A 17,680-nucleotide genomic window follows, 5' to 3' on the forward strand; every position below is an offset into this window, starting at 1 on the left:
TTAGTTCGTAGTTTTACCCCATGTTTTTCCGTCCCTTTCATCGCTCTTCCCGCCGGTATCACCAGCGGGGTTTCCGGCTGCGCGGCAATACGCTCGTGCTGCTGTTTATCTTTTTTCTAATTGGTCTGTTTCTCCACTACGGCGGCCGTACCGAGCCGGTCGTGGCATTTTGGAACGACGTAAAAAGCCTGGTGGGTATCCGGTCGTCGAGGCCCGAACGCAAAGAGGACAACCCCTACAAAGCGCCCGAACCCACCGAAGAGGTGGCTACCGATGTAGCCAGCGACGATCGTACGGCTGCGGAAAAGCCGAAACGCCGGTCCCGGAAATCCCGGCCCTCCAGCGACAATGTCGCGTCGGATAACAGTCCGTCGGGCTCGGACGGCACCTCCATGCCAGGCACCCGGTTTGCGTTTGAAAAAGAAGTAGATTTCATCCTGCCCGCTTTTAAAGCCTCTGATCAGATCATCCGGCACGATGGCTATGCTCTGCGCTACCAGGAACAATATGAACAGGCCGACTGGGTGGCGTATCCGCTGCTGGCTTATGAAGTAACGGGCGACGCCGAACGCGGCAACGACTTCATGCCAGACCGGGAGGTAGCCACTGGCTCGGCCATGCCCGGCGATTATACCCGCTCCGGTTACGACCGGGGGCACCTGGCTCCGGCGGGGGATTTTAAGTTCTCGCAGCGGCTGATGAAGGAGTCGTTTTACATGAGCAACATGAGCCCGCAGGCACCCCAATTTAACCGGGGTATCTGGAAACAACTGGAAGACCAAGTGCGCGACTGGGCCGTGCGCGATCAGGGTCTGTACGTAGTGACCGGGCCGGTGCTGAAGCCTGATTTACCCACCATCGGTAAGCAAAACCAGATCGCCGTGCCGGAGTACTACTATAAGGTGTTGCTGTACTGCAACAGCCCCAAAATCCGGATGATTGCGTTTGTGCTGCGAAACGAGGGCTCCGACCGTCCCCTGCGGGAGTTTGTAGTGCCGGTCAGCGAAGTGGAGCGCCGGACGGGGATTAAATTCTTTCCGAAAATTCCGGCCGATATAGCCCAGAAGCTGAAAAACCAGCGCCCCGCCCAGATGATTCAGGCGTGGTTCTGACGGTGGACATTGGACTTTAGACGGTGATACGGCCTTCTCCATCGTGTTTGAGTAGGTCTAGTATCCAGTGTCCAACGTCCAGTATCTAAAATTCAACGTCCAGCGTCTATTGCTGATTTGGCCTCTTTTTTGCTATCTTTCAGAGTGTAATGCACCAAGGCCCACCCCATGAACACCGTTGATGCATCGCTCCTGGAGCGGCTCAATCAGACTATTGACCAGCATATCGACCAGTCGGACTACTCGATTGATGAGTTGTGCGCTGAACTGGGGTTGAGCCGTTCCGGATTGTTCCGGCTCATTAAACAGCAAACCGGTTTTTCTACCACGCTCTATATCCGGCACCGGCGCCTGCTCAGGGCCCGGCTTTTGCTGGAAACAACGGCCCTGCGCGTGGCTGAAATAGCCGACCAGACTGGCTTCAGTACTTCTCAGGACCTCAGCCGCTATTTTGCCGAAACTTTTGGCTGCTCGCCCAGCGAGTACCGCAAGCAGTCGGCGGAGTCCAGTGCACAGCTAAGCCGTGTTGCCGAACCGGTCGCTGAGCCCGTGCCGCCGTCGGGCGGTGGTGCCGGACCGGCTCCGTTGCCTCCGGCTGAGCCCTCCGTAGCCGCCACCCCCCGCCGGCGACTGACCGCTATGCAGATAGCGGGCGCGTCTGGATTACTCCTGGTGCTGCTGGCGCTGATTGGCTGGTATGTGGGCCGGCACGTTGGTACGGACCAGCCTGCCCAGCCGGTCGCCCTGGCCGTGCTGCCGTTTCAGAACACCGGCGATGCCCAAAGTCAGTACTTCAGCGATGGGGTGATGGAGCAGACGCACCAGTTGCTGACGCTGGTAGAAGGGCTGAAGGTTATTTCGCGGACGTCGACCGCGCAGTACGCTCAAACCCGCAAATCGCCGGCGCAGATTGCCGGCGAACTTGGCGTGACCTATCTGCTCACCGGGCAGGTGCGGCAGTGGAATAACCAGGTCCGGCTGTCGGTGGAACTGGTGCTGGCGGCCGAAAATCAGACCCTGTGGAGCCATACCTACGAAGGGCCGGCCAAAGACATTTTCCGCTTTATAAGCGGAACCGCCCGCGCCGTAGCCGACGCCCTGAACCAGCAACTCAGCCAGACTACCGCGCAGCGCCTGACGCAACCCCCGACCCACAACCACGATGCCTATACCGAATACCTGAAAGGGCAATACCTGCTGCTGCCCCGGACCGAAGCCGGGTTAACGGGTAGTCTGGTCAACTTCGACCGGGCCATTGCGCTCGACAGCACCTTTGCCGACGCGTATGCCGCTAAAGCACTCGTCCATTTTCTGTTCATCGCCGAAGGCTACGGCCCATCGGACCCCCACCAGAAGCCGGCCGAGACCAACGCGCTGACGGCCATCCGGCTCAACCCCCGGAACGGCATGGCCTACGCCGTTCTGGCTAACCTGTACCGGGTGCAGAATAAATGGGAGCAGGCCGTTACTACCTACCAGATTGCCCTGCGCTATGCGCCTAACGACGCGCAGATTAACTACTGGTACAGCATCACGCTCCGGTCGCTGGGGCAGGTCGATGAGGCCGTGCGCTACAGCACCAACGCCCTCGGGCTGGACCCGCTCCATCCGGTTATTCTCATCGGCCACATTGGCAACCTGACCTACGCGAACCGCTTTGCCGAAGCCCGGCAGGCCATTGCCGAAGGGAGCCGCCTGCACAGCCAGGTGGCCTCGTGGTACTGGGCTACCGGCTACTACTACCTCTACCAGCAGCAATACGCCAAAGCTTACGCCGAGTTTGCCAAATGCCGGCAGCTCAACCACGATACCGATGTTTACCCGGCCATGATGGCGTATTGCAGCGCCCGGCTGGGCCGGCCCCAGGAAGCCAGGGCCCTGCTCGACAGCCTGCCCTATGTGCCCGACCAGTATGCCCACCGGGCCATGGTGTATGCCGGACTGGGTAACGCCGACAGTTGCCTGACCTACCTCGAACGCGGAGCCGAAACCGGCCGGCTGCCCAACTACCTCAAAGTGTCTGTCCTGTTCCGGTTCCTCCACCGGCAGCCCCGCTTCCAGGCCGTGCTCCGGCAGGTGGGCCTGGAAACCGATAATTTGACCAAATAATACACGGCCTGCAACAATACTACACCTTTTTGCCCCAATATACCACGGCTTTTGGCGGCTGACCGGCGAGTTTTGACCAACCAAACCAACTCGTCATGAAAGCCTTTTTCCTGAGCTGCTGGCTGAGTCTGCTGGGCTGCCGCGAGCCGCCCACCTCCACCGCCGAGCTGAGCATTGCGTCCCCCGAATACCTGGTGCTGGCCCAGAAGGCGCTGACCTGTCAGGCCGACTTCGACACGCTGGCCTGGGCCGGTTTGCTGGCCGAACGCGTCGAGTACCAACTGGCCGGACAAGCCCCCGGCTGGCGGGGCAAAGCCGCCGTGCTGGCCGGGTGGAAACACTGGCAGCACCGGGCCGGTATCCAGACCATCCGGCTCAGCGGCCTCACCCACCTGCCCGTGCAGACGCTGCACCCGCTGCCGCTGATGGGCCGCGCCGGAGTGTATGTGGTCTCCTACTGCCTGGCTCACGTGCGCTATGCCGACGGCCACCAGACGAGCCGGCCGATTCACCTGTGCTATCATTTCGACGCAGACAAGCGCATTGATGCCGGCTGGCTGTTTATGCCCGACCCCGCGCAGGATACCCTTTTACTAACCATAAACAACCACTAATCACCAATTCCCATGAAAACCATTTTTTACCTTTCCTTTTGGCTGATGCTGTGCAGCGTCGGCGTGTCTGTTGCCCAGACCACCCGCTATGTGCGGGCCGGCGGCACGGGCGACGGCTCCTCCTGGAGCCAGGCCAGTGGCGATTTGCAGGCCATGATTAACGCCAGCAGCGCCGGCGACCAGGTCTGGGTAGCCGCCGGGGTGTACAAGCCCACCACCAGCACCACCGACCGCAACGCCAGCTTTCAGATGAAGAACGGCGTACAAATTCTGGGGGGCTTTCCCGCCACGGGTGACCCTACGCTGGCCGACCGCCCGGCCATTAACCCGGTAGCCGGCATCCCGAGCAGCACCACGCTTAGTGGCGATATTGACAACGACGGCACTCTGGCGAACAACAGCTACCACCTCTTCTATCATCCATACACCAATCTGAACAGCACGGCCGTGCTGAACGGCTTTGTGGTCACCGGCGGCAACGCCAATGGCGGGGGCGGGTTGAACAACGGAGACGGCGGGGCCTTCTATAACCTTCAAAGCAGCCCCATGTTGACCAACTGTAGTCTGCAAGGCAATTCGGCTACCAAATATGGCGGGGCCTTCTATAACGCTGGCAGCAGCCCCGTGTTGACCAACTGTAGTCTGCAAGGCAATTCGGCTACCTTATTTGGCGGGGCCTTCTATAACGTTCTTCAAAGCAGCCCCGTGTTGACCAACTGTAGTCTGCAAGGCAATTCGGCTACCTTATATGGCGGGGCCTTCTATAACCTTCAAAGCAGCAGCCCCGTGTTGACCAACTGTAGTCTGCAAGGCAATTCGGCTAGCAATGGCGGGGCCTTCTACAACTATCTAGGCAGCAGCCCCGTGTTGACCAACTGTAGTCTGCAAGGCAATTCGGCTACTGGTGCTGGCGGGGCCGTCTTCAACTATGGTGAAAGGGACAACATTCAGTTGACCAACTGTAGTCTGGTGGGCAATTTGGCTAACGCAGGCGGGGCCTTCTTCGGCCTTCAAGGCAGCAGCCCCGTGTTGGCCAACTGTAGTCTGGTGGGCAATTCGGCTAACGTTGGCGGGGCCTTCTACAGCTTTCAAGGCAGCCCTCACTTAACCAACTGCAGTCTACAGGGCAATTCGGCTACCTTATATGGCGGGGCCTTCCTCAACGATTTCAGCAGCCCCGTGTTAACCAACTGTAGTCTGCAAGGCAATTCGGCTACTGGTGCTGGCGGAGCCTTCTACAACACTGGTTACCTCAATGTAACCCTGGCAAACTGTGTGGTGTTTAACAATGGGGGAGCCAACACCGTCTTTAATACTACCGACTCTGGCGTTAACAGCGCCACCACCACCGCCCGCTACAGCCTGCTGGACAACACCACCGGCGTAGACATCAGCGGGCCGGGCAACCTCACCACCACCACCTCGCCCTTTACGTCAACGGCCAGCGTAGCACTGGCCGCCGGGTCACCGGCCATCAACGCCGGGGATGTAGCCAGCTATACGGCTGTGGGTGGCCCGGCTACCGACCTGGCCGGTAACCCCCGTATTGTGGGCGGCCGCATCGACATGGGCGCGGTGGAGTTCCAGGAGACAACCTGCACCACCCCGGTACTGACGGCCGTTAAAACGCCATTGGACCCGGTGGCCATTACCACACCGGTTACCCTGACCATCAGCTATGCCGAGACCAACGTCACCTCCGCCACCATCACCTGGGGCGATGCCACAGCGGACCAGACCGTGGGCAATCCGTCGGCTCCCCAGTCACATACCTACGCCAGGCCGGGCGTCTATACCATCAGTGTGCGCATCGGCAATGACTGTGGGCTGAGCAGTGCGACCGTGATGGCCCTGCAGTACGTGGTGGTGTATGACCCTTCGGCCGGCTTTGTCACCGGCGGGGGCTGGATTGATTCGCCGGTAGTGAGTACCACCGCCTGTGCTTCCTGCACCTTTATGCAGGTGGGGGGCCGGGCCAACTTCGGCTTTGAGGCTAAGTACCAGAAAGGCCAGAGCATCCCCGCAGGCAATACCGAGTTTAAGTTCAGGGCCGGGGGGCTGGACTTCCGCAGCACCGCCTACGAATGGCTGGTAGTGGCCGGCAACAAGGCCCAGTACAAGGGCACGGGCAGCGTCAACGGCCAGAGCGGTTACGGCTTCATGCTGACGGCCACCGACGGTGACCTCAACAAAACCAAAGGCCCCGACCGCTTCCGCATCAAAATCTGGCAGGTCAGCAGCGGCCAGACCGTCTACGACAACCAGTATGGCGCTGGCGACACCGCCGACCCAACGACGGTGATCGGGGGTGGTTCCATTGTCATCCACGACCCCAGCGGCAAGAATGCCCGCGAGGCCTATAGTCTGCCGGTCAGCGCCGAAGTGGTGCAGGTGGTGGTAGCGCCCAATCCGGTGGAGCAGGTGCTGGCGGTTGAGGTGCGGGGCCTGAGCGGGCAGGCACAGCTACACCTGGTAGATGTGCAGGGCCGTCAGCGGGGAAGCTGGTCAGTGGAGCCGGTGAACGGGATAGGGCATCTGCGGACGGAGGCCGGCCACCTGCCCACGGGCGTTTACCTGTTGCAGGTAGAGACCACAGACGGGGTACTTAGCCGTCAGCGGGTGCTGAAGCGGTAGGGTTGCCAGTGGGCAGATTACAGGAACAGCTTTTCTGCCTACTGCCCACTGCTTACCAGGAACTGCCGCTGGTAAAAAAGAAGCCGGAAAACGCTTCAACGTTTTTCCGGCTTCTTTTTCCGCTGAATAATGAGCGGCTTACATATTTTCATGGCTACGTCTTCTGCTTCTTTTTTTTAGCGGCCGGAAACAGAATATTATTCAGGATGAGCCGGTACCCGGCCGAGTTCGGGTGCAGGTTCAGATCGGTCGGATCTTCGCCAATTTCGTGGCGGTAGTCTTCGGGGTCATGGCCGCCGTAGAAGGTAAAGAAGCCTTTGCCGTAGGGGCTGTGAATGTAACGGGCTTCGTTGGCCGACCGGTTTTCGGCCATGACCACCACTTCCGGTTTAATGTAGGCTTTCTTGAACGCGGTCGTCTGGCCCATAAACCCTTTTATCACGTTCATGTGGTTCTGGGTCAGCATGGTCGGAATCGGATCCCACTTGGCTGAGAACTGGAACAGCGAAAAGTAATCGTTATGTTCGCTCAGGCCCCGCTCTTCGGGCTGGTTGTCGATGTTGGAGAATTCGATCAGGTACGGGTTGGTGTATACCTGGAAGTTGCGGAAAGCGAACGTCTGGCTGAAGTCCAGTTTCTGGTTGGCGCTTGGATCAAACGGGTCGCCGTCGTAGAAAGAATCGACCATGTCGGTATTCTGAGCGGCCAGGGAAATGTCGAACGTATCGGTGGCGTTGCACATGGCGAACATGTAGCCGCCACCGAGGCAGAAGTCCCGGATTTTTTTTACCACCGCCAGTTTCAGCTGGGGTACTTTGGTAAAGCCAAATTTACGGGTAATCTCTTCGGCTTCGCGCTTCTGGGCAATGTACCAGGGCTGATCGCGGAAATGGAAGAACTTACCATATTGGCCGGTAAAATCTTCGTGGTGGAGGTGCAGCCAGTCATATTCCGGCAGCTTGGCGTTCATCACCTCTTCGTCGAAAATAATATCGTAGGGGATCTCGGCGTACGTCATCACCAGCGTTACGGCATCATCCCACGGTTGCTTGGTTTTGGGCGAGTAGACCGCAATTTTAGGGGCTTTCTGGAGCTTAACGGCGTCCATGTTGGCGTCGGGAGCCGCAATCTGATTCAGGATCTGGGCGGCCTGGGCTTCGGAGATTACCTCAAAGCTGACGCCCCGGATGGTCATCTCGCTGGCAAACTTCTGCGTATGCGGCAACATAAAACTGCCACCCCGGAAGTTGAGGAGCCAGTCTATTTCGGTCTCATATTGTTTAAGCACCCAATAAGCGATACCATATGCTTTCAGGTGGTTTTTCTGATGCTCATCCATCGGAATCAGAATCCGCGATGCCTGTGCCTGGATGGCCAGGGTCAGGAAAAGGATGAGCGGTAAGAGCAACCGTTTCATTGGTTTAGAGATAACAGTGTTTCTGGGTAACTTGCGCGGAGTAACGCAGGTACCGTTTGCGTAACGCTAGTAAAGATATACCAAAAAACGGTTTTTCCACCGAAAAGTTGTCAGACACATGAATTTGCTGGAGAATGTTCGTGAAGGGTTACGCTCCATTGCCGGCAACCGGTTGCGGACCGTGCTGACCTCGCTGATCATCGCCATCGGCATTACGTCGCTGGTGGGGATTCTGACCGCCATTGATGGTATTCAAAACTCCGTCGACAGCAGTTTTGCCGGGCTGGGGGCCAATACCTTCAATATTACAGTTCGCCAGGATTTCGGGCGGTTTGGGGGGCGGGCCATTAACCGAAACAAACCCATTGACTACCGGCAGGCGGTCGGTTTCAAACGGCGGTTCCCCTACGGTGCTACCATTTCCATTGCCACCCAGGTGTCGGGCGCGGTCCAGGTGAAGTACGGCTCCAAAAAGACAAACCCGAACATTCGGGTCATTGGCGTCGATGACACCTATCTGACCGTAAAAGGGTATAAACTGGAAAGTGGGCGGGACTTCTCGGCCAACGACCTGCAAAAATCGGTGAACGTTGCCATCATCGGCAATGAGTTGGTGACTACGCTGTTTCCCAAAAACACCAATCCGCTGAACCAGGAGATCCGCGTCATGGGGTCGCAGTATAAAATCATCGGCGTACTGGACAAGAAAGGCAGTCTGACCGGAGCGGGGGATGACCGGGTGGTGCTGGTGCCGCTCGACAATGGCAGGGCGCTGGCGGGAACCCGCACGCTCTCTTTTGACATCACCGCGTCGGTTACGGATCTGGCCAACCAGGAGATTGCCATGGAAGAAGCCAGGGGCGTTATGCGTCTTATCCGGCGTGACCCCCTTGGCAAGCCTGATTCCTTTGAGATTGAGCGGGCCGATGCCCTGGCCAAAAACGTCGGCCAGATTACCGATTACCTCCGTATCGGCGGATTCGGCATCGGCTTTATCACGTTACTCGGAGCCGCTATTGCGCTGATGAACATCATGCTGGTATCGGTTACCGAGCGGACCCGTGAAATCGGCATTCGGAAGTCACTGGGTGCAACGCCCAAACGCATCCGAGAGCAGTTCCTGATCGAAGCCGTCGTGATCTGCTTTATGGGCGGTGTTGGTGGCATTGTGCTGGGACTAGGCATTGGCAACCTGATCGCGCTGGTGATCAGCCAGGGGCGGGGCGGGTTTGTGGTGCCCTGGGGCTGGATGGGCCTGGGCATTGTCGTCTGCGTGGGCGTCGGCCTGTTTTCCGGCATTTATCCGGCGTTTAAAGCCTCCCGGCTCGATCCGATTGAAGCGCTTCGGTATGAGTGAAGAGTACAGAGTGATGACGGGGTCGCCCGGCGGTTACGAATTGGGACGAGGTCAGCTGATGGGTATGAGTGGGTTAGCTCAAACCGGCAAATTTTATTTATTATTCATGATCCATTATTCTTTGCTGTTTCTATATTTGCACTCCCATCGTCGTAGCGGCTTGCCGTTGCGACCGATTCAGAAGCCGGGATGGCGGAATCGGTAGACGCGTTGGTCTCAAACACCAATGTCTGCAAGGACATGCCGGTTCGAGTCCGGCTCCCGGTACTTTAAAGAGGTCACAATTTGCTGTTTATCAGTAGGTTGTGATCTTTTGTTTTTGATTTAGTGAAACAATTCTTTCCTATAACCTTAGGTTTTTCACGTAAAACCGGGCAGCCGTAGTGCATTCCGATTCGTCGATGCGTCCGGTTCAATTCGGCCTGTTGATAGCTCTACACGCATACTCCCTCCATACATTCTGAAACTTCTGGCCCTGCTCTTGTGCGAATTTAACCGGAATGCTATGGCCTACAATCAGGGTGGGCATGGCAGGCTCTTTTCACAAAGAGGCTTACAGTACTATTCCAGCTCTTTACCGTTTGCTAAAAGCCTGCTGTTTGTGGAATTATTGAACATAGTAGTAGCAGTAAGTCAATGTATTTGACTAAATTTAAGATACGTTGCGTTGCTATTTCTGAATCTATTATGAGCGTATTCTGCTGTCAGGTCTGCCTTAGTCCTTCTACGAATACCTTTGAGCGAAAGCTAGGGCCTTTCGTACTCATGTATCACTACTTTGCCAAGTTATGACGTATGAAGAAGACGTGTTCCTTTCTTCTTATAGTCTTCAGCTGGATATGTAATGCTGCTTTGGGGCAGGAACGCCTGGCTGGGCCAAAGGAATTTGCTGATAGCCTTAGAACGGTTTTAGCTCAAACCTCACAAGACACCAGCCGAGTGTTGCTGCTGTTGGAGTTATCAGGTAACTATCAGTTCTTCAAGTCGGATACCGCCGTTGTTCTTGCACAGAAAGCAATCACACTGGCTCACCAGATTCACTTTACCAAAGGAGAAATCAAAGCCTTAACCAGGCTGGGAGAAGTACTTCGCCTTCAGGGGGAGTATCCGCCCGCTTTAGAAGCGCATCTGAAGGCCCTGCAACTGAGCAGGCAAACTCATAACATTATCGAGGAAGCCAATACCTTGAGCTTTATTCTAACCGATTTGGAGGAAAGCCTACAGAAGATAACGCATCATGGCAAGCGGGCCGATAGCATTGTTAAGGGGATGCTGCAACACTCAAAAGTTAGCAGCGGTCAGAAGGAACCCACTGACCTAAACCAATTGGCTGATGAGTATCTGAAACTGGCCTATCACGGCATACGAGCCAAGGACCAGAACTTTAACGCCGACTTAAGGTTAAACCTGGATTTCAGCTTAAAACCAGTTAATATCATTCAGCAGGATATAGGGCGGGTCCTTTTGAACCTCTATAACAATGCTCTCTACGCCGTACAGCAGAAGCAAAAGCAAACGCAAACTGGCAACGGGTATCTGCCGCAGGTTGAAGTTACAACCCACACCACCAACGGCAAAGTCGAACTGCGAGTAAAGGACAATGGTACTGGCATTCCGACAGAAATCCTCAACAAAATTTACCAACCCTTCTTTACGACTAAACCGACCGGAGAGGGTACGGGATTGGGATTATCCTTAACTTATGATATAATAACCAAAGGGCATGGGGGTGAACTTAGCGTACTAACGGAAGCCGGTAGGTTTACCGAGTTCACTGTCAGTTTGCCCGTTGACTCGTAATGATGATGAAAGCCTGGGCTTTTGTATTGATACTCTTTCTAAGCAGTAAGCTCACTTATGCTCAAAGCATCAGTCGGGCGGATAGTTTAGAAAACCAATTGCGACTATCTAAACCTGACACAAATCAGGTATTGATACTTAGCGCATTAGCTCTTGAGCATGTGGCTTCTAACCAAAAGTTGGCATTAAGGTATGCGCAACAGGGTATGAACCTGGCTCGGGAGTTGAAATTTCATCGAGGAGAAGCCGATTGCTTAAGAAGGAGCGGTATTGTTTTGTTTCACCAGGGCCGCTATCCTGAAGCACTTGATATTTTCCAGCGAGCACTCGACATTAGTGAAAGTAGCAACGACGGCTTTGGCATTGGTGCTGGTCTGGCCCACATCGGCAATATTCACCTGGTTCAGGGGCAGTACGATCAGGCAAGGTCTTATTTATTGAAAGCCCTGAAAATAGCCGAAACCATCCGTAATGAGAACGAACAGGCAAACTACCTGACTAAAATTGGCCGGAGCTATTTACAACAGGGCTATTTGGACTCCGCATCGCTATTCTATAACCGGGTTTATAAACTTATCCCCGGAAAATCGGACGTTGTTATCGCTGAGTTCTGGAAAGACATGGGTAAACTTCAAGCTAAGGAAGGCAGACATGCTTTAGGCATGAAGTATTTTCGAAATAGCCTTCCCTATGCAATCAACAGGAGAAATTCAGTCGTTTTGAGCGAAACGTTTTTAGGGATTGCTGATTTATACCGGAAAGCAGGCCAAATTGACTCCAGTATTTATTATGGTAGAAAAGCGCTGGACATAGCACAACGTTACAATAACCCCTCAGGTATATTAACCGCCAGTCAATTGTTATCAGAACTATACGAACGTATCAATGAGCACCAGGCTTTCCAATACCACAAGCTGGCTACGGTTGTCAAGGATAGCTTGTTTAACACCGAGAAAGCAAACCAGATACATAACCTCTTTTATGTTGAACAGCAGCGCCAGCAAAACCTTGCGCTAACCAAACGGGAGTACACCTATAAAATCAGACTTTACAGTCTGGTATCAACGCTGATATTTCTTTTAGTGTTAGCCGTTCTGCTCTATCGCAATAACCAGAGCAAACAACGGGCTAATGAGCTTTTGCATCGTCAGAAAGAAGAGATTGAAGCCCAACGGTTGAAAGCGGAGCAAGCATTGGAGAATCTAAAGTTAGCCCAAACCCAACTCGTGCAACGCGAAAAGATGGCTTCTCTCGGTGAACTTACTGCCGGTATTGCTCACGAGATTCAGAATCCCCTGAACTTCGTCAATAACCTATCCGAAGTGAGTGGCGAGTTGGTTGATGAACTGGTGGAAGAAGCTAAGGCAGGACATACTGACGATGTCCTGGAGATTGCAGGAGATTTGAAGGAGACTCTTGTAAAGGTGAACCATCATGGAAAACGCGCTGATGCAATCGTCAAAGGGATGCTCCAACATTCCAAAGCCAGCACCGGTCAGAAAGAACCAACCGATTTGAACCAACTAGCGGAGGAGTACCTGAAACTGGCGTATCACGGCATACGGGCGAAAGACCAAAATTTCAACGCTGACCTACGTCTGAACTTAGACACCAACCTGTCTCCCGTTAACCTCATCCAGCAGGACTTCGGCCGGGTGCTGCTCAACTTATACAACAACGCTTTATACGCCGTACAACAGAAGCAGAAGCAAACCGGCAACGGGTATCTGCCGCAGGTCGAGGTAACTACCTATAGTAACAACGGCAAAGTAGAATTGCATGTAAAGGATAACGGCACGGGGATACCGGCTCAACTTCTTAATAAAATTTATCAACCCTTCTTTACGACTAAACCCACTGGAGAAGGCACTGGTCTTGGTTTGTCGTTAACGTACGACATCATCACCAAAGGACATGGTGGCGAACTGAATGTACAAACCGAGGAGGGACAGTATACTGAGTTTGTCGTTAGCTTACCTGCAACTCAAATGTAGACTTTTCGCAAAAACACTCTACCCCTTGTCCCTTGCTGCTTTCTGCTAACCTGGAAAAAGATGTCAGATATTGTTCAATGGCTAAAAGAGTACTCCCCGGTAGTAGTTCTTTTACTGGCTTTAGGTGCCGGTTTAGTCTTTATTCTTCAGCAAACGGTGGAGAAAGCAATAGGCGTGAAGATGGACACCTACGCCCGGCACCTAGAGTTAAAGCTGGAAAGACGCTCGGCTTTTATGGAAAAACTATTGACCGACCGGTTTATCCGTATTGCTGACTTGTCTACCCGGTTAGAAAAGGTAATGACCAACATAAATCAGTTAAAGCACAACCATCCGGTTCCAAAGGATTTTATGTTAAATGGGGAGATCATACCGTTAACTGAGATATACGAGGACATAACCATTCATCGCCTAATCTTAACTGAGACATTCTACGGTCTTTTACGGAAAAAAGCGGATTTAGCTTTACAAGCTGCAAATACTAATTCTGTGGAGGATTGGGGTACAGTGACTGCCAATAGGATGCAACTTGATGAAGAACTTCGATTGGCCGTGGAAGAAACCTTCCGTATCAGCGAAATAAAGGCTTGATCTGGTAGAGTTAAAGGTATCGAAATGGGCTGGGCGTTTGCCGACAAAGTGTTTTTCAATCGATCCCAAAAAAGTAGCCTGACCGATACCATACCGGTCAGGCTACTTTTTTTTGCACTGCTCAAAGGATGGTCAGCCCGGCCAGTCGCTCCTGGGCATCGGCCAGTCCGTGCGCAAAGGCTTCCCGGTCGGGACCAGCCGGGATTTCGTCCGTCAGGCGTCTGTAGTACGCGATTCCCCCGGCCAGATTTTTGGCGAACTCCCGACAGTAGGCTACCCGTTTGGTGTCTTCCGGCCGAAGGTCTTTCTGTTGCTCGTCGAGGTAACTCAGGTACTGCGTCAGTTCATTCAGAAACATATGCGGCCGATCCGGATGGCTAATCAGATCGGTGCGGCCGTAAATGTGGTCGGTCATGGTCTGAAGCGAAACCACCTTTGAAAAATAAGCGATATTAGGACCGGGGCAAATAGTGACGCTCGATCGTTTCTTGACGAACGATACATTGTAAACGTGCGTCACCGAATTGCTCAGCCCCACGCACAGGCATTCTTTTTCGAGCACCTCGGTACGTTGTTTTCCGTACTCGGCCGGGCTCAGGTCGAGCGTAGCCAGCTGGGCCAGCTTTTGTTTCTGATACTCGCGCGAAGCCGTGCAGATGGGCAGCCCGGTAAACTCCGTGTTCGTTATCAGGTGTTTTTCGGTGCACGGGCTGCCGGGCTTACCCCGATGGATACGCGCCAGTTTTTCCTGCTCCGAGCTGGTACCCCTGAGGTAGTAAAACCGAACTCCCAGGGGCGAGGCCTTACTCAACACCACATCCGTTTCGTGGGCCTGACAGAGTTTGTGCAGCGTAGGTTCGTCGACCGTGGTGGCTTCGGGCACCAGCAAAAAAGGCGTACCCCAGCCGGTACTATCAACCCCGTAGAGCCGGTGCAGCAGTTCGGCTTCGGCCTGGGTGCCAATACCACCCTGTACCGTGATCCGGATCGGGTGGGGTTCGTCGAAGGCAGGCTTGCCTTTTTGCCTTAATGCCTGGGTGTACAGACTAAACAGCGCGTCGGTGAGTTCCGCTTTTTTGGCGCTGAATTCGTCCAGAATGGGGCCGAGCAAAAAGCCGTCGGTGACAAAAGCGTGCCCCCCGCAGTTTAGACCCGACTCAATGCGGAACTCACTGACCCAGATGCCTTTTTTAGCGAGATACTTCCCCTGGATCAGGGCCGAGCGGTAATCACTCACTTTGATAACCACTTTTTTCGGAAACGCACCCAGGCCGGTGGCTTCAAAAGCCGGGAGTGATTCGAGGTAATTGAACAGGCGCGGATTCAGACCAGCCGAAAAAATAACCGACGAGTCGGTGAGGGTGCTGTTGGCGTACCCACGCAGGGCCGTCAGCGCATCGGAGCCGTTTTCGAGCACCACACCCGACGGGTCGACATTGTTTTTGTCGACTTTCGTCATGATGTTGACATCAATGCTGCCGGGGCGGATCTGCTGCCGAAGCCAGGTCTGCAGATCCCGTTTTTCGGCACTGGGCTCAAGCTGAAGCATATGCCGGTACCTGCTTTTGAGAAAACTATCGTCGGGGAGCATATCGAAATACCGTACCAGCTCCGAACCGGCCTCAAAAGCGGCATTTTTGAGTTTACCTACCTGATCCTGCACAATTCGGTTGACCAGGTTAAGGTAATCCGTTACCCGGCGGGCCCGGTAGTCGTCTTCGCGGTCGCTGATGGGTTCATACGGCTCATCCAACTGACCATAGTAGTATTGCCGCATCGTCTCAAGCAGCCGGTCCTCAATAATGGACATCACCGACGAAATACCAAATCGCGCTACCTTGATCGGCGTATCGACGGTAAATGCCAGACCCATAACCGGTATGTGAAAACGGTGCAAAGGGATCGTCATGATTAAAAGTGTAAAGTGAAAGCCTTCTGACAAATTCAAACGGTGCCCTATTTGGCCGGGGGGAGAATGACTTTGTCGATAATGTGCACAATGCCGTTGGACGCCTTTACGGTACCGACGATGTTGGCATCGTTGATTTTATACTTGCCATCTTTCACGGTAATGGTGGCGTCGCCCCCGTTGACCTGGTTAATTTTCTGACCATCCTGAAGGTATTCGAGCGGGTAGCCGGCCACTGATACGTGGTATTGCAGAATATCGGCCAGTTTCTCTTTGTTTTCGGACTTCAGCAAGTCGTCGACGGTGCCGGCGGGCAGGGCTTCAAACGCTGCGTTGGTAGGGGCAAACACCGTGAAGGGGCCGGCGTTGGAGAGCGCATCCACCAGGCCGGCGGTTTGTACGGCCTTCACCAGCGTCGTGTGGTCGGGCGATCCGGCGGCTACTTTCACCACATCTTTCTGGGAGTCGTTGTCCTGTACGGCCGATTGCCCGACCGCCATAGCCGCCGATTCCTCCGTGCTGGTATCATTTTGCGTGGTAGAATCTGAGTTACAGCCCAGCAGGACGCTGGCAATCAGCAGCGTAATAAATGTCGTTTTCATGAGTGTACGGTTTTGGGATTAATGAGAAATCGAAAATCCGGTGATAAAGATATAGGGGTCTTTTTATCTAAATCCTGAGCACAATCCGGTCTGCGCCTGATTTTTATCATGCTTTTAGCCGATGGCAAACCGAGGCATCAATCAACGTTTATTTACACCAGCCGCTAAGTGAGTCTTACTTGTTACGCTTACTAAATAGTTTCGTGTAAGAATAGACTTCGAAGTATATATTGGGGATTGGTGAGCTGGCGCACTAACAACCGTATACTATATGTTGCTTTACTGAAAAGCCAGCCAGAGATTGCGCAGGCCCAGGAAAGCGGAGACGGCTACCACCGCCAGCATCGCTATGTTCTGCCAGACGGAATTGCGGTAACGGGCATCGAGCAGTTTTGGATGATTCACCGCCCGCAGCAGAAAAATCGTTACCACCGGCAGTAATAAACCGTTGATGGCCTGGGCCGTAATAATTACCGGCACGGGCCGGATGCCCAGCCAGCCGAACAGAAGCCCCACCCCCATAACCAGCAGCCATACCGCCCGGAACGAAGCGGAGCCGGGCGACCAGCCCAGCAGGCCCTGCGCCGTCACGGCAGCCGCCAGCGGGGCGGTCAGGCAGGAGGTAAAGCCGGCCGCAAACAGGCCAAAGGCAAACAACTGCCCGGCCCAGCTTCCCAACCGGTCGGATAAGGTCTGGGCGACGTGCTGGAAGGAGAACTCGCCCGTTACCAGCGTACCCGCGACCAGGATCGCCATGGAAATCAGCCCGCCGATCAGGACCGCCAGGCCAACGCCCCAGCGCATTTCAGCCAGCGACTGTCCCTGACCGATACCCGACGCCAGAAACAGGTTGTAAGGGACGATTGTGGTGCCGATGAGACCGATGACCAGCACCAGCGAGTCGGTGGGCAGCGCCGGGACCACCAGTGCCCGCCCAAAAGCGACCGGCGACGGGGCCGCACTGAAAGCAACATAGGCGAAAGCCAACCCCATGCCGAACACCACCAGACCCAGAAACTGCGCAATCCAGCGGGTAGAACCTGCCCACAACAGGACGATGGCCACCAAACCAACCGCCAGCGTAAGCCAGTACACAGGCCAGCCGGTGAGCAGGCTTAGCCCGGAAACGGCCCCCAGAATGTTGCCGGCCTGGTAGGCGGCACAGCCAAACGCAACGGCCAGAAACAGGAACCAGCCAATGGCCCGCGAACGGGTCCCGTACGAGAGCGCAATGATCTGCCCCAGGCTGTGCCCCGATGCCAGGGTGATTCGGGCGGCTGCTTCCTGCAGGATAACGGTGCTGATGGCCGAAAAGGTAAGCGCCCACAGTAACGCCAGCCCAAAGCGGGAACCGGCCATGGCGCAGGTGGTTACCGTGCCCGGTCCGATAAAAGCGGCTGAGATAACCGACCAGAACAGCAGGCTGCTGAGACCGGTACGGAAGGCAAGGGTTTTGGCCATGGGAACAACAGGGTACGGGGGTTACGGGGCTGCAAACTACAGAAATAGGCGATTCGCCTGGCCGGAACGGTATATTTTCT

General features: G+C 54.7%; 12 protein-coding genes and 1 tRNA gene. 9 read left to right on the forward strand and 4 right to left on the reverse strand.

Going from position 1 to position 17,680, the window contains the following annotated elements:
• The first annotated feature begins 20 nt into the window (after nt 1–20).
• The 4 genes from ABD949_RS28380 to ABD949_RS28395 all read left to right on the forward strand — a co-directional run bounded on the left by ABD949_RS28380 (nt 21) and on the right by ABD949_RS28395 (nt 6,469).
• Nucleotides 21–1,112 (forward strand): DNA/RNA non-specific endonuclease, encoded by a 1,092-nt coding sequence (locus ABD949_RS28380; RefSeq protein ID WP_345249513.1) that lies wholly within the window; start codon nt 21–23, stop codon nt 1,110–1,112.
• Between the two features lie 168 nt (nt 1,113–1,280).
• Complete coding sequence (locus tag ABD949_RS28385) at nt 1,281–3,221, forward strand: helix-turn-helix domain-containing protein (RefSeq protein WP_345249515.1); 1,941 nt, start codon at nt 1,281–1,283, stop codon at nt 3,219–3,221.
• Nucleotides 3,222–3,316: 95 nt separating this feature from the next.
• A complete protein-coding gene (locus tag ABD949_RS28390; protein WP_345249517.1) occupies nt 3,317–3,835 on the forward strand; it encodes a hypothetical protein in 519 nt (172 codons plus the stop codon).
• A 12-nt stretch (nt 3,836–3,847) separates the two neighbouring features.
• The gene (locus ABD949_RS28395; protein ID WP_345249519.1) at nt 3,848–6,469 is read left to right on the forward strand and encodes a choice-of-anchor Q domain-containing protein; all 2,622 of its coding nucleotides are present in this window, start codon (nt 3,848–3,850) and stop codon (nt 6,467–6,469) included.
• A 154-nt stretch (nt 6,470–6,623) separates the two neighbouring features.
• Here ABD949_RS28395 and ABD949_RS28400 read toward each other — a convergent pair whose 3' ends face one another.
• Nucleotides 6,624–7,886: an asparagine synthetase B gene (locus tag ABD949_RS28400; RefSeq protein WP_345249521.1), complete on the reverse strand. Its 1,263-nt coding sequence runs from the start codon at nt 7,884–7,886 to the stop codon at nt 6,624–6,626.
• A gap of 118 nt (nt 7,887–8,004) precedes the next feature.
• Between ABD949_RS28400 and ABD949_RS28405 the strand changes: the two genes are divergently transcribed.
• From ABD949_RS28405 to ABD949_RS28425, 5 genes are all read left to right on the forward strand, one after another.
• Nucleotides 8,005–9,243 carry an ABC transporter permease gene (locus ABD949_RS28405; protein ID WP_345249523.1) on the forward strand — a complete coding sequence of 413 codons (1,239 nt, stop codon included), beginning with the start codon at nt 8,005–8,007 and terminating at the stop codon, nt 9,241–9,243.
• Between the two features lie 183 nt (nt 9,244–9,426).
• Nucleotides 9,427–9,510 (forward strand) — tRNA-Leu (locus ABD949_RS28410).
• A 528-nt stretch (nt 9,511–10,038) separates the two neighbouring features.
• A complete protein-coding gene (locus tag ABD949_RS28415; protein WP_345249525.1) occupies nt 10,039–11,043 on the forward strand; it encodes an ATP-binding protein in 1,005 nt (334 codons plus the stop codon).
• Complete coding sequence (locus tag ABD949_RS28420) at nt 11,043–13,037, forward strand: tetratricopeptide repeat-containing sensor histidine kinase (RefSeq protein ID WP_345249527.1); 1,995 nt, start codon at nt 11,043–11,045, stop codon at nt 13,035–13,037. The genes ABD949_RS28415 and ABD949_RS28420 overlap by 1 nt, the downstream gene beginning before the upstream one ends.
• Nucleotides 13,038–13,097: 60 nt before the next feature.
• Entirely contained in the window at nt 13,098–13,628 is a 531-nt protein-coding gene (locus ABD949_RS28425; protein WP_345249529.1) for a hypothetical protein, read from the forward strand.
• A gap of 121 nt (nt 13,629–13,749) precedes the next feature.
• Here ABD949_RS28425 and ABD949_RS28430 read toward each other — a convergent pair whose 3' ends face one another.
• From ABD949_RS28430 to ABD949_RS28440, 3 genes are all read right to left on the reverse strand, one after another.
• The gene (locus tag ABD949_RS28430) at nt 13,750–15,537 is read right to left on the reverse strand and encodes a hypothetical protein (RefSeq protein ID WP_345249531.1); all 1,788 of its coding nucleotides are present in this window, start codon (nt 15,535–15,537) and stop codon (nt 13,750–13,752) included.
• Between the two features lie 47 nt (nt 15,538–15,584).
• Nucleotides 15,585–16,139 (reverse strand): fasciclin domain-containing protein, encoded by a 555-nt coding sequence (locus tag ABD949_RS28435; protein ID WP_345249533.1) that lies wholly within the window; start codon nt 16,137–16,139, stop codon nt 15,585–15,587.
• A gap of 279 nt (nt 16,140–16,418) precedes the next feature.
• Nucleotides 16,419–17,600, reverse strand: coding sequence for an Nramp family divalent metal transporter (locus ABD949_RS28440; RefSeq protein WP_345249535.1), 1,182 nt, complete (start codon nt 17,598–17,600; stop codon nt 16,419–16,421).
• Nucleotides 17,601–17,680: the final 80 nt, after the last annotated feature.

This window comes from Nibrella saemangeumensis, assembly GCF_039541915.1.
GTDB lineage: Bacteria > Bacteroidota > Bacteroidia > Cytophagales > Spirosomataceae > Nibrella > Nibrella saemangeumensis.

Excerpts from the sequence above, each read along its gene's own strand:
- ABD949_RS28435 (WP_345249533.1), bottom strand. The coding sequence starts at position 16,139 with ATGAAAACGACATTTATTACGCTGCTGATTGCCAGCGTCCTGCTGGGC.
- ABD949_RS28425 (WP_345249529.1), top strand. The coding sequence starts at position 13,098 with ATGTCAGATATTGTTCAATGGCTAAAAGAGTACTCCCCGGTAGTAGTT.
- ABD949_RS28395 (WP_345249519.1), top strand. The coding sequence starts at position 3,848 with ATGAAAACCATTTTTTACCTTTCCTTTTGGCTGATGCTGTGCAGCGTC.
- ABD949_RS28415 (WP_345249525.1), top strand. The coding sequence starts at position 10,039 with ATGAAGAAGACGTGTTCCTTTCTTCTTATAGTCTTCAGCTGGATATGT.
- ABD949_RS28405 (WP_345249523.1), top strand. The coding sequence starts at position 8,005 with ATGAATTTGCTGGAGAATGTTCGTGAAGGGTTACGCTCCATTGCCGGC.
- ABD949_RS28385 (WP_345249515.1), top strand. The coding sequence starts at position 1,281 with ATGAACACCGTTGATGCATCGCTCCTGGAGCGGCTCAATCAGACTATT.
- ABD949_RS28430 (WP_345249531.1), bottom strand. The coding sequence starts at position 15,537 with ATGACGATCCCTTTGCACCGTTTTCACATACCGGTTATGGGTCTGGCA.
- ABD949_RS28420 (WP_345249527.1), top strand. The coding sequence starts at position 11,043 with ATGATGATGAAAGCCTGGGCTTTTGTATTGATACTCTTTCTAAGCAGT.
- ABD949_RS28390 (WP_345249517.1), top strand. The coding sequence starts at position 3,317 with ATGAAAGCCTTTTTCCTGAGCTGCTGGCTGAGTCTGCTGGGCTGCCGC.
- ABD949_RS28380 (WP_345249513.1), top strand. The coding sequence starts at position 21 with ATGTTTTTCCGTCCCTTTCATCGCTCTTCCCGCCGGTATCACCAGCGG.
- ABD949_RS28400 (WP_345249521.1), bottom strand. The coding sequence starts at position 7,886 with ATGAAACGGTTGCTCTTACCGCTCATCCTTTTCCTGACCCTGGCCATC.
- ABD949_RS28440 (WP_345249535.1), bottom strand. The coding sequence starts at position 17,600 with ATGGCCAAAACCCTTGCCTTCCGTACCGGTCTCAGCAGCCTGCTGTTC.